Raw genomic sequence first — 11852 nt, 5'->3', positions numbered from 1 at the left:
GCAACTTTGAACCTTTGTCCCTAAGAATTAAACATGAATAATTTCATCCTCGATCAATAAATCTTCTCTGCGTAAGCGAAGGAAAATCTGAGCAACAGCAATAGTATCTTTTTCACAATAGGTTACAATTCTATCGATATCTTTTTCGACATAAAAAACATGAGCAACTTGACTTCCGTCAATATCGCCTTTTGGCGATGGAACTCCAAGAATTTTAGTCAATAGTTTTAAAGAAGTAAAATGCTTATAATCGCCAAATTTCCATAATTCTAAAGTGTCTAAATGCGGAATTTCCCAAGGTTTTTTGCCAAATAAATTCAGTTTGTCTGGAATTGGCATTTGGTTGATAATCATTCTGCGGGCAATAAACGGAATATCAAATTCTTTTGAATTATGTCCACACAATAAATGCTGAGGCTGATTAAAGTGATTATTTATAAGATTGGAAAAGTCTTTTAAAATTTTCTTTTCTTCACCAAAAAATGAAGTCACTCGAAAATTTCGAATGTCTCCTTTAATTGTAAAAAAGCCAACCGAGATACAGATTATTTTTCCAAACTCTGCCCAAATTCCGGCACGTTCGTAAAATTCTTCTGGAGAAAACTCATCTTTTCGCTGGTATTGCGTTTTTAAATCCCAAAGTGACTGCATTTCCGCGTCAAGCGAATTGAAATTTTCTTCTTCAGGAACGGTTTCTATATCAAGAAAGAGAATATTGTTAAGATTTATTTTTTCGATCATATTTTATTTGCCGCGAATTACACGAATCGCACTAATTTTCTATTTTGTATAAATGTACACAAATTTGATTTTTTATAGATAATGAAATATATAATCGAATGATTTTTCTTATTTAAAACTCAAAATGTAAAAATAAAGAAAATTAAAGAGATGAAGAATTTAGTGATAATTTGTGCAATTAGTGGAAAATATTAAAACAAACTTTGTTGTTGAGAGGGGCTTTCGTGTTCTAAAAGCCATTTTTTACGAGATAAACCGCCTGCGTAACCTGTCAACGAGCCGTTTGTTCCAATAACGCGATGACACGGCACGACAATCCATAACGGATTTTTACCATTTGCAGAAGCAACGGCGCGAATAGCTTTTACATCGCCTAATTTCTTAGTTTGATCCATATAGCTAACCGTTTTTCCGAATGGAATTTCTAATAAAGATTTCCAGACTTTTTGTTGAAATTCGGTTCCTTGCGGATTTAGTTTTAGGTTGAAATCGGTTCTTTTGCCTTCAAAATATTCATTTAACTGTAAAACGGCATCTTTTAAAACTTCAGGAATTTCTTTTGAGACTTCGTTTGTACCAACATCAGAAACAGAAATTACCGAAATGCCATTGTCATCTCCAATAATTTTGGTGATTCCTAAAGGGGAGTTGATAAATACTGTTTCCATAGTTTTTTAACCGCAAAGACGCTAAGTTTAGCGCAAAGTTCGCAAAGTATTTTTAATAATTCTCTAACTTGAATTGATAGTTTAAAACTGTTTCGATTTTTTCGCTAGAAATAATCTTTTTGATATTTGACTTTTCTGTGCTGAATTTCGGTTCTGGTAAATTCGTTTCAATTGCTTTTTGTGTATAATATTCCTCTCTTGACGGATGAAAAGGAGCTACGGCATTAAATACTTCATTCCATTTGGATTGATTTATAATTTCTTTAATAATAGAAATACAGTCATATAAATGAATTAAGTTGATTGGAGTATCTGGGTTTTCAAGGTTTTCTTTTCCTGCTAAAAATTTGACAGGATGACGATCCTCTCCAATTAATCCTCCAAAACGCAGAATTGTAGTCTCGAAATTTTTATTGTTTTGAAGTAAAGCTTCTGCTAAAAGCAATTGTTTACCACTTTCTGTTTCTGGATTTGTAATGGTTTCTTCGCTAACAAAATCATTATCATCGCCATAAACCGAAGTTGAACTCACAAAAAGGACTTTTTTAACGGTCGATTTTTCTATAAACGGAATTAGATTTTTGATTTTTTCGACAAAAATTTTCTTTTCTGAATTTGGATCGACAGTTCTCAATTTTGGCGGAATATCGATAATTAAGATTTCGCTTTCTGCTAAAAATTCAACAATGTTTTCAGAACTTCCTTCGACTTCGCTCAGGATGACAAGGAAAGGATTTATTCCAACATTTTCTAAAATAGAAAGTTTGTTTTCTGAAGTTGTTGAACCTTTTACCGAATATCCTTTTTTAATTAGCTTTTTTGCTAAAGGAAATCCAAGCCAGCCGCAACCCAATATGCTTATTTGTTTCATTTTTTTAAGGTTCAGAGGAACAAAGGTACAGAGTTGCAAAGGTTTTTTAATAACAAATTTAAAAGCAATGGCGGCCAAAAATATAAAAGGCAGACTTTCATTGTAAGTCTGTCTTTTATATTTGAAATATTTAAAGTTGTTTTAATTTATTTGAACATTGTTTTTCTCTGCAATCTTCTTGAAAACATCTTCTTTATTCTCCGATTTCATTTTTTGATAAATAGCTCCAATAATTTGTTCAGAGTCTTTTACATAATCTGATTTTGACTCCGTGTAAATTCTGTGAGCCATAAACATATTATCTAGGGCTTTTTCGTCGTCTTTTAGCAAAAAATAGTTTTTTCCAGCTCCAAAATAGCCTTCAGCACTATCAGGATGGTAATCAATCAGTTTCTGATAATAACTTATGGCCGTTTTATAGTCGGATTTAAAAGTATAAACAACACCGATATTCATTAAAGCAAAATGTCCTTCGGGATAAATGTCTAACGATTTTTTATAATACTTTATAGCATTCTCATAATCGTCTAATTGTCTGTAAGAAACCGCTATATCATCAAGTGCAAGAACAAAATTTGGATCTTCTTTTAAGGCCAATTGAAAACTTTCAACTGCCAATTTGAAGTTTTTCTGATCCATAAAATCTTGCCCAATAATGTAAAAGTTTTGTGCGCTCTTATTTTTTGACTTTCCATAGTAAATGTCTTCTTTGTTCTCTATTACCGCTGGAACTAATTTCGGACATTCTTTAGAAACGATTTCTTTAACTCTAAGAATCGTAGTTTGAATTCCATCTACAGTATTAATGGATTCTCGAACTTTAGGATCTTTATCTGTGAAAATCTGTTCGGTCATTGATTTTGTGAGACAATCTCTAAAAATATCATTTGTAATGTTTGAACTTTTCTGCAAACATTCGCATGTTTTTGCCGCAATTTTTTCTTCAATAGTTTGTGAATGAAGTGTCAAAAAGCCTGCAAAACTTAATAAAAGAATGAATTTTTTCTTCATTTTACTTTTTTAAGAGATTAGAATTCAAATACGGAATCTTTATTCTGGTTTTATAGCCGGTTTTATAGTGTCTTTTAATACAGCTAAACTATCTTTTACAACTACAGGCTCAATCGGTTTTGGCGGAGCTGTATATCTTTTTATTTTCTGATGTATTAAAATAGCATCATTAAGAACAAAAGGTGTAGGCATCATCCAATTTTCTCTTGGTTTAACATTCAATAACGGATTACTCATTAAATCAAATGAGCTTTCGATGTAATCCATATCAAAAAGAGATGATTTCTGAATGTAGAAATCCATTACAAGCGGTTCGTTTCCAACAACATAATAGCACAAGATTTTACTGTCTTCTCTTTGTAAACGGTTTCCTTTTTCTCCAGAAGTGGCCACTCCATTTGCTTTAAAGTTATAAAACGTCATTTTTGGATTGGCGTAAATGTCGTATCGATTTACTTTTCTGTTCGGAGTAATTTTGATTTTTAGATATCTATTATTTCCAATAACACTATCTCTTAAAAATTGAACCGTAGGTTTTGGAACATCAACAACAGGCGCAATTGCACTGTATGTAAACGTAGTGTTGTACTTGCTTGCCAACGGAAGTGTATTTAAACCAACTGCTTTCTGATTTTTTTCTCCTAAATACGATTTGGTCCATTCATCTAGATTCGTATCATAGGTTGTCCAAGCGGCAGAATTATTATCTCCGTTTAAAACGTACAACAAACTATTAGATTTTGCTTTGCCATATTCATAACCAGAATTATAGCCTGCGTAGATGAAAAATGAAATTGATGCCATGAAGAAGACTACAATCCAAGCGCCTTTTCGGGCAAATGCTCCAAAGATTGGCAATAATAATCCGAAGAGTAAAACGGTTAAAACGGAGCTTCCAAATAAAATTTTAAGTCCTAAACCAATTGGAAACATTACAATAAATGGTGCAATGATAGCCAAAGCAGGAATGCTGAAAAGTAAATTTACTCCTAAACTGTAATGTTGTGTAAAGACAAATATTCCGAATAGTATAATTCCGAAATAAACAGGAATAATCAAGAAACCAGCACCAGTTAAACTATTAGCTAAATAAGCATTAATAATAATCCAAAGTAACAAAGGCGCTACAAAATGGTTCATTGTAATTTTTGCTTCAGAAAAATGATGGTAGAAAGCAAAACAAATGGCGATACTCAAAGTTACGAAAGCGCCAATATAAGCATGTCCATTATATGTAAATCCGTTTAAAAGATCAGAGTATTGCGGGTAAATTTCCAGAACAAGTTTCCATCCTAAAAAGGTTACTAAACCTGCAATAATTATAGAACCTAAAAGAGGAACAAAACCTTTAAAAACTTCTCTGAAAGAGATAATTCTTTTTACTTTTCCAATAAATAAAAATAAAACTAAGAGTCCAAAAGCGATTAAAGTCATTGGCATTACCCAAGAAAAAGGATAACTGATGAATGAAAACGGAGCACTGAAATAAACATTATCTTCGGTAGATTCTGTTTTAGTTAAATCAATGTTGGTAAGGTATTTTAACAATGGCATCATATAAGTACCTTGATGCGCTAAAGTTGTTTTGTTTAAGTGCTGTACGTCATCCTGCTGCGTGTGATAGTTGAAATGACCGTCAATAAAAGCGAAGTTGAAACCTTGAATATTTCCCTGTTCTCTAAAAACAGTCAAATCGGTATCGTTTGGAAGCATTTTATAAATGCTGTACATCAAAGAATTTGAAACTGGGTAAGAAGTTTTAGCATCTGAAAAAGCTTTAACCATAGCTTCGTTTCCTTTATTGGTTTCCATCAACATATAACTTGGACCAGAAGTTCCGCGAGCTTCAAAATTTAGAACCAAACCAACATCTTTTGCCCAAGGATGCTGATTTACAAACAGAGCAGCGCCATTTAAACCTAATTCTTCAGCATCAGAAAATAATATGATAATGTCATTTTTTTGAGGATGTTTCGAGTATAGAAAAGCACGAACTCCTTCTAAAATAGTGGCAACACCAGAAGCATCGTCACTTGCACCTTTTGAGAAAGAATGCGGAGCGCTGTCATAATGAGAAAGAAGTAAAAGCGCTTTTGTATTATTTGTTCCTTTAATTCGAGCCAAAATATTTTTAGACTTTACTAAAAGACCTCTATCATTTAGAGTAAAACCTTCCTGAACACTTGTTTCCAGACCAATTCTGTTCAATTCTAGTTTTAGATAATTGGCAACCAGCTCGTGATTTGTTGATCCGACATAATGAGGTTTCTGCGCCATTATCTCAACCTGATTTAAGGCTCTTTCGGTCGAAAATTCTGCAAGTGCTTCATCGTCTTTAGAAATTCCTTGCGGCATCATCGTGGCGTATATAATGCCAAGTAAAGCTAAAACACAGGCTATGGCTAGAATTGAGGTTTGGTTTTTTCTCATGGTGAATAAAACTATCTATATTTCTTTTTTAACAAGCATAAAATAATCGTTGTCCAAGGATCGGTAACCTTGATCGTACAAAAAATAATAAGTATTTCCTGTTTTGGTTTGTAATATATTGGTAAAGAACTCAAAATCAAAACCTTTGTTTAACATTTTGTCTCGAGTAGCTTTGGATTTTCCATCTACATTTAGCTCTGCCAAAATACGGTAATTTTTGCGTAACTTGTTGTTTATATTTCGCATGAAATTCGTACTATCTTTATTCATTTTGTTATTAAAGGCATTTCTGCAACTATCAGAGCAGAATTTTTTGTCTTCTCGGCCTACAATTTTAGCGGAGCATTCGGGACATATTTTCATAAAACTATTTTTAATTTATTGAAAATCAGATTTTTTAATGATTATTTGATTAATATCGTAGATTAAAAGTTCAACCTTGTCTATATCGCAATCGGTTAGAATAATATCTCTAAAACCATTTTCCATATTTATTCTTAGTTCATAAGATTTTGCTGGAAAATTCAGACCAAATGTTACTTCAATAAACTTATTTAAGAAGGAAGAATTTTTTATGAGCTCTAAACTTTGAATATTTTCTATGTCAATCGCTCTGTTATCTTTTTTATAATCAGTGTTATTAATTACTAAATGGCCATCAGTAAAATAAATTTCGAATAAAGGATTTTTTCTAATAATAGCCATTTTAGCAATTGTAAATTTTTAAGGGTTCAATTTTTTAATTTCGTACAAATCCGTTCTACGATCCTTTAACGTTTTGACACTACCATGTTCGTGTAATTCTTTTAGTAAATTCAAATCGACATCGACAATTAAAGTCATTTCTGTGTTTGGAGTCGCTTCCGCTTTGATTCCGTTACTTGGAAAAGCAAAATCAGATGGAGTAAACACAGAAGATTGTGCATATTGAATATCCATATTATTCACTTTCGGAAGATTTCCAACGCAACCAGCTATGGCTACATAACATTCATTTTCTATAGCGCGTGCCTGCGAGCAATGTTTTACACGTGTATAACCATTTTGTGTATCGGTCAAAAAAGGAACAAACAAAATATCCATTCCTTCATCTGCTAAAAGTCTAGGAAGTTCTGGGAATTCGACATCATAACAAATTAAAATACCAATTTTACCGCAATCGGTATCAAAAGTTTTAAACTGTGATCCGCCTTTCATTCCCCAATGAATTACTTCGTTTGGCGTAATATGGATTTTAGTGTACATTTCTGAAGTTCCATCTCTTTTGCATAAAAAACCGACATTATAAAGATTTCCTCCTTCTAAATAAGGCATACTTCCGGTAATAATATTGATGTTATATGAAATGGCAAATTCCTGAAAACGCTTTCTAATCGGGTCTGAGTGACGCGCTAATTCTCGAATCGCTTCAGCTTCAGATAAATGATTGTAATCTGCCATTAAAGGCGCAATGAATAATTCTGGAAACAAAGCAAAATCAGAACCATAACCAGAAACGGCATCGATAAAAAATTCTGCTTGTTCGAAAAGTGCTTCAACATTATTCAACGGGCGCATCTGCCACTGAATTAATCCTAGACGAATAATGTTTTTCTTAAGATTAATCAGTTTTGGGCTTTCTTCGTAATAAATATTGTTCCATTCTAATAAAACGGCAAATTCTTTCGATTCTTCATCGCCTTCCAAATAATTTTTGATTACTCTCAAAACATGAAAATCATTGCTCAACTGAAAGGAAAGTACTGGATCGTACAATTCTTTAGTTCTTACCTTTTCGATATAAGCTTTGGGCGACATCTTTTTGGCATGTTCTCTATAACTCGGAATTCTTCCAGCAAAAACAATTGCTTTTAAGTTCAATTGTTCGCAAAGTTCTTTTCTTGCATCATACAAACGACGCCCTAAACGCAAACCGCGATAATTTGGATGGATAAAAACATCTATTCCGTATAAAATTTCAGCATTTGGATTATGAGTAGAGAAAGTATAATCGCCGCTAATCTGCTGATAATTATGTCTTTTTTCTACTAATTTTTCATCAACAATAAGAGATAATGCAGAACCAACCACTTTTCCATCAACCAAAATAACCAATTGTCCTTCCGGAAAAATAGAAAGAAGTCTTTCAATGTCATCAGATCCCCAATATGAATCGGCCATTTCTGGATACGACTCAATCATTGATTTTTTTAACTGTTTATAGTCTTCAATTTCTAAATTTCGTAACTCGACTTTTTTAATTTTTGTCTGCATATAGTAAGATTTATCTCAAATATACAAAAAACAATTTCCAATTACAAACGCTTACAAATAGTTACAGTCGGTAGTAAATAGTTAGTAACCGACTATTATTACTGCCTTTTTTCATCTTTGCCGTGTTGAATTTGAAGAACATTTTCAATTTATAATAACCTAAAAATAATATACGCCATGAAAAACAGAGTGCAATTAATCGGAAATGCAGGGAATAACCCAGAAATTAAGACATTAGAAAACGGAAAAAAATTGGCTCATTTAACAATTGCTACAAATGAGTATTACAAAAATGACAGGGGAGAAAGAGTAGAGAAAACAGAATGGCATCGCGTAACGGCATGGGACAAAACAGCCGAAATCATTGAAAAATATGTAGTGAAGGGGAAAGAAGTAGCAATTGACGGAAAACTAACACACAGAAGTTACGATGACAAAAACGGAGAGAAAAAATATGTAACCGAAGTTGTCGTAAATGAGATTTTACTTTTAAGTAAATAGCGTTCAATATTCCGTTAGGAATATCTCGTTGGTAGAAAAATAACAAGATTTGTGTTTAAATAGTGTCCCGTAGGGACACTTGATTTTTGAAAATGCGATATTCGTTTTATCAATCAAACGTTCCTACGGAACGTATAACTATAAATCATATTTGGTTCTACCGACGAGACATTCCTACGGAATGATATTTTAGCAAAGGATTTTTATAAAATAGAAACTCCGTTAGAATCAGTCGTAAGCACTTCGCTCATATAATCAAAAAAAGGTCTCATATTTACGAAAGCGTCCAAAGCTAGTTCTAAAAATTGCGGACTCAAAACTTCATCATCTGTAAAGCGTTTTATAACCAAAAATTGTTTGTAGCGAAGTAAATCTATCGCCGGATGATCTGCGGCGAAATCTTTTGGTTTTGTTTTGAGTTGTTCGCCTTGCAAAGTTCCAAAATTGCTGATGAAAGATTTAGAATTTAGAATTTGCTGAAAAGTCTCAGGATCTTGAGCAAATTCTGTTCTTATTCGTTTTAAATCGGCTGCATTTGGTCCCCAGAAACCGCCAGCGAAAAAACTATTTCCTTTTTCCAAATGAAAATAGTAACCTCCACGTCTTGCTGCGGTTGCACGAGTGTAACTTCCGCCCCAAAAATGTTTAAATGGAGTTTTGTCTTTCGAAAAACGAATATCACGATAAATTCTATAAACGCTTTTTTTGCCTGAAGTGTTTTCTAGAACATCTGTTTTAGAAAGTTCTTTCAGCAAAGCGCCGGCAAAATTCTCGATATGATTTAATTCGATTAAATATTGCGGTTTATGAGCTTCAAACCAAGGTTTGTTATTGTTCTCTTTTAGTTGAACCAAGAAGTCAAGGCTAGATTTGGGAATTATAATATCGTTTTTCATATTGAAATTTAAAAATCTGTGTAGTTGAGGATGCAATTTAAAACTAAAAAACCCACCAGAGAAATCTGATGGGTTTTTGTATATTTTGTTAAGCAGTTTTTTTGAATAAATCAAACATAGGACAACGTGAACAACGCTTCTTTTCGCTTTTTTTGTATTTCTCACAACAAGAAGATTTACAGTTTTCAATCTTCTTGATTTTATCAAGGATTTCAGAATTTTTCTTTTTCTTTTTATCCTTTTTCTTCTCCTTGTCTTTTTCTTTCTTGCCCAATTTTCCTCTGTATTATAAAAACAGAGACAAATATAAACGAAAAAAGTAATTTTTAAATATTCTAAATAAACTTTAACTTTTTTTATTTTGGATTAATAGCGATTGAGCTAGTAACTGTTAATTGCTGAATATCACGGTCAAACAAGTAAAGTCCGCCTTTGTCTTCACCAATTAAGTTGATTTTATCCAAAATAGATTTAGCTGTAGCTTCTTCTTCAATTTGTTCGGAAACATACCATTGTAAGAAATTATGTGATGCATAATCTTTTTCTTCAAAAGTAATGTGTACCAATTCGTTGATAGATTTGGAAACAAAAAGTTCATGATTGTAAAGTTCTTCAAACATTTCTTTAAAAGTAGAATAACTTATTCTTGGCGCTTTTAAATCTGTAATTTGAGCATGTCCTCCACGTTCATTTACGAATTTTACTAATTTAAGCATGTGCGCACGCTCTTCATCAGATTGTGTGTACATAAATTGAGCGATTCCCTCTAGACCATGTACTTCAGCCCAACAAGCCATAGAAAGGTAAGTTTGAGAAGATTCTGCTTCTATTCTGATTTGCTTATTTAAAGCCGATTCAATATTTTTTGATAGCATAATAGGTGTCTTTTTTGTAAAATTAGAAAAAATAATCCAAACCACTTTTTGAAAACCGCGAAAACATTAAGCATTTCAATTAGTTTTCAATAAATCTAGTTGGGTTTTATGCTATCAAAAGAAAAAGGTTTTGAAAATTGTGCTTTATTCATAATCGGATTTCCATTGTCTTCCATCATAAGACCATCGGTAAATCTTCGCATCACAAATTGTTGGGAAGAACTATCAAAATAGCTTAAAATATAGTAATTGTTTAATCTTAAAACATCGTATAATCTTATGTTTTTACTGTTATTTAAAAAATAAAATAGATTATCAATCGCCAAAGGTCTTGTCTGGTTGTCTTTCGCAAAATTTAATTTTTCATTTAACATGCTATCAAAATAAACTGCTTTACTTAACGCATAAGGGACGCGTGTTCCAAAATCATCTGGAGAATCGAAAGAAAAATAAAAGTCTGCATACTCTCCAAAACCGCTAAAAGTGATAAAACTGTTTTTATTGTTTTTAAAAACAGAAATGCCAGCAGGAAGTCCGTTTATATTTTTTAGGAATTTATCAGTGGTTTTTAATTGACGAGGGTTGTTGTTGTCAATCTGCATGATGAAAGGTGAACCCATAAACGGAATCGTATCATTTTTTGAAAATGAATAATTCTTAATTCCTTTTCCTGAATCAAAGTCTTTAATTTCAAATAAAAGGAATTCTTTATTTGCCTTTACTTGGAATAGTTTATTATCACTATAAAATGAATTCGTTGCTCGGAACGGAGTTTGTTGGGCAGGAAGATCAAAAGTTTTTTCTATTACATCGCCAGTTTTAATATTAAGATCGAAGGCTTGCGTTTTGATCAAAGTATTATCAAATGTCAAAATAATATGATCTTGAATTACATACATTTTGCTAGTGCTTGAAGCCAATTCTATTGGAGTGTAAATATTTGAATCTATTTTCTTTATCGGGAAATACTTGATAAGTGCATTGAAAGAGATTTGTACATTTCTTTCATTTTTAAAAACAAATGATGAAAAATCAAACATTTTAATATCGCATTTTCCATCTTCAAATTTGTAAAGCAGCAGATGCTCGAAATCTTTTTCTTTAGCAAGGACATAAAAAGAATTGTCCGCTTGGAAAGTGCTAATAATATATTCGTGATTTTTTGGGAAATCAAAATTTAAAGACTCCGATGTTTTATCATCTGGATTATAAATCGTAATTAAAATATTTTTATAATCACGAGAACTCCAGTATAAAGATGGTTTTTTACTTTCGCTAATACTGTAGCCAATTAAATCACGACTTGTTTCATGTTTGATAGAGTCTGTAAATTGATTGGTGAGAAATAGAGACGAATTGTATTTTAGAATATTTACATTTTTATTGTCCCAAGTAAAAACATAAACATCCTTAGTTTTTTCATCTTCAGCGCTTAAAATCTGTGTTTTTCCTAAGAAATTCAGATTTAAAGGCAAAGAATTTAATACTGTTTGGCTAAACAAGACTGTTTTAAAAAACAAAAGAAAAAGTAGAAGCAGTTTTTTCATATACCTAAAATCATCAAAATTTATTCCAAATTTCATAACCTATTTACGGTATTAAATTT

12 protein-coding genes are annotated in these 11852 nt (G+C 32.1%); 1 reads left to right on the top strand and 11 read right to left on the bottom strand.

Translation table 11 applies throughout. The annotated features are described in order from the left end of the window. Positions 1 to 27 precede the first annotated feature (27 nt). The 8 genes from HNP35_RS01780 to HNP35_RS01745 all read right to left on the bottom strand — a co-directional run bounded on the left by HNP35_RS01780 (position 28) and on the right by HNP35_RS01745 (position 7974). Positions 28 to 741, bottom strand: coding sequence for a 3'-5' exonuclease (locus HNP35_RS01780; RefSeq protein WP_184159022.1), 714 nt, complete (start codon positions 739 to 741; stop codon positions 28 to 30). Positions 742 to 932: 191 nt separating this feature from the next. Then, complete coding sequence (locus tag HNP35_RS01775; RefSeq protein WP_184159024.1) at positions 933 to 1409, bottom strand: methylated-DNA--[protein]-cysteine S-methyltransferase; 477 nt, start codon at positions 1407 to 1409, stop codon at positions 933 to 935. Between the two features lie 52 nt (positions 1410 to 1461). Then, positions 1462 to 2280, bottom strand: coding sequence for an NAD-dependent epimerase/dehydratase family protein (locus HNP35_RS01770; protein WP_184159026.1), 819 nt, complete (start codon positions 2278 to 2280; stop codon positions 1462 to 1464). A gap of 141 nt (positions 2281 to 2421) precedes the next feature. Beyond that, entirely contained in the window at positions 2422 to 3291 is an 870-nt protein-coding gene (locus HNP35_RS01765; protein WP_184159028.1) for a tetratricopeptide repeat protein, read from the bottom strand. A gap of 39 nt (positions 3292 to 3330) precedes the next feature. Next, positions 3331 to 5721 carry a M28 family peptidase gene (locus HNP35_RS01760; protein WP_246453302.1) on the bottom strand — a complete coding sequence of 797 codons (2391 nt, stop codon included), beginning with the start codon at positions 5719 to 5721 and terminating at the stop codon, positions 3331 to 3333. 15 nt (positions 5722 to 5736) lie between these two features. Next, positions 5737 to 6084: a hypothetical protein gene (locus HNP35_RS01755; RefSeq protein WP_184159030.1), complete on the bottom strand. Its 348-nt coding sequence runs from the start codon at positions 6082 to 6084 to the stop codon at positions 5737 to 5739. A gap of 15 nt (positions 6085 to 6099) precedes the next feature. Continuing rightward, complete coding sequence (locus HNP35_RS01750) at positions 6100 to 6426, bottom strand: hypothetical protein (protein WP_184159032.1); 327 nt, start codon at positions 6424 to 6426, stop codon at positions 6100 to 6102. An 18-nt stretch (positions 6427 to 6444) separates the two neighbouring features. Further along, complete coding sequence (locus HNP35_RS01745) at positions 6445 to 7974, bottom strand: bifunctional GNAT family N-acetyltransferase/carbon-nitrogen hydrolase family protein (RefSeq protein WP_184159034.1); 1530 nt, start codon at positions 7972 to 7974, stop codon at positions 6445 to 6447. Between the two features lie 177 nt (positions 7975 to 8151). Here HNP35_RS01745 and HNP35_RS01740 point away from each other — a divergent pair, with 177 nt between their 5' ends. After that, positions 8152 to 8475: a single-stranded DNA-binding protein gene (locus HNP35_RS01740; RefSeq protein ID WP_184159036.1), complete on the top strand. Its 324-nt coding sequence runs from the start codon at positions 8152 to 8154 to the stop codon at positions 8473 to 8475. Positions 8476 to 8678: 203 nt separating this feature from the next. On the opposite strand, the gene HNP35_RS01735 is transcribed toward HNP35_RS01740, so the two are convergent. From HNP35_RS01735 to HNP35_RS01725, 3 genes are all read right to left on the bottom strand, one after another. Then, positions 8679 to 9371: a DUF2461 domain-containing protein gene (locus HNP35_RS01735; protein ID WP_184159037.1), complete on the bottom strand. Its 693-nt coding sequence runs from the start codon at positions 9369 to 9371 to the stop codon at positions 8679 to 8681. 356 nt (positions 9372 to 9727) lie between these two features. Further along, positions 9728 to 10246 (bottom strand): ferritin, encoded by a 519-nt coding sequence (locus HNP35_RS01730; protein WP_184159039.1) that lies wholly within the window; start codon positions 10244 to 10246, stop codon positions 9728 to 9730. Between the two features lie 95 nt (positions 10247 to 10341). Continuing rightward, a complete protein-coding gene (locus HNP35_RS01725; RefSeq protein WP_246453300.1) occupies positions 10342 to 11829 on the bottom strand; it encodes a hypothetical protein in 1488 nt (495 codons plus the stop codon). Between the last annotated feature and the right edge of the window lie 23 nt (positions 11830 to 11852).

It is taken from the genome of Flavobacterium notoginsengisoli, from assembly GCF_014207905.1.
GTDB lineage: Bacteria > Bacteroidota > Bacteroidia > Flavobacteriales > Flavobacteriaceae > Flavobacterium > Flavobacterium notoginsengisoli_A.
The sequence above is the reverse complement of the archived record's forward strand: the minus strand, read 5'-3'. Positions and strand labels throughout refer to the sequence as shown.

Excerpts from the sequence above, each read along its gene's own strand:
- HNP35_RS01735 (WP_184159037.1), bottom strand. The coding sequence starts at position 9,371 with ATGAAAAACGATATTATAATTCCCAAATCTAGCCTTGACTTCTTGGTT.
- HNP35_RS01765 (WP_184159028.1), bottom strand. The coding sequence starts at position 3,291 with ATGAAGAAAAAATTCATTCTTTTATTAAGTTTTGCAGGCTTTTTGACA.
- HNP35_RS01740 (WP_184159036.1), top strand. The coding sequence starts at position 8,152 with ATGAAAAACAGAGTGCAATTAATCGGAAATGCAGGGAATAACCCAGAA.
- HNP35_RS01775 (WP_184159024.1), bottom strand. The coding sequence starts at position 1,409 with ATGGAAACAGTATTTATCAACTCCCCTTTAGGAATCACCAAAATTATT.
- HNP35_RS01755 (WP_184159030.1), bottom strand. The coding sequence starts at position 6,084 with ATGAAAATATGTCCCGAATGCTCCGCTAAAATTGTAGGCCGAGAAGAC.
- HNP35_RS01780 (WP_184159022.1), bottom strand. The coding sequence starts at position 741 with ATGATCGAAAAAATAAATCTTAACAATATTCTCTTTCTTGATATAGAA.
- HNP35_RS01745 (WP_184159034.1), bottom strand. The coding sequence starts at position 7,974 with ATGCAGACAAAAATTAAAAAAGTCGAGTTACGAAATTTAGAAATTGAA.
- HNP35_RS01725 (WP_246453300.1), bottom strand. The coding sequence starts at position 11,829 with ATGAAATTTGGAATAAATTTTGATGATTTTAGGTATATGAAAAAACTG.
- HNP35_RS01730 (WP_184159039.1), bottom strand. The coding sequence starts at position 10,246 with ATGCTATCAAAAAATATTGAATCGGCTTTAAATAAGCAAATCAGAATA.
- HNP35_RS01750 (WP_184159032.1), bottom strand. The coding sequence starts at position 6,426 with ATGGCTATTATTAGAAAAAATCCTTTATTCGAAATTTATTTTACTGAT.
- HNP35_RS01760 (WP_246453302.1), bottom strand. The coding sequence starts at position 5,721 with ATGAGAAAAAACCAAACCTCAATTCTAGCCATAGCCTGTGTTTTAGCT.
- HNP35_RS01770 (WP_184159026.1), bottom strand. The coding sequence starts at position 2,280 with ATGAAACAAATAAGCATATTGGGTTGCGGCTGGCTTGGATTTCCTTTA.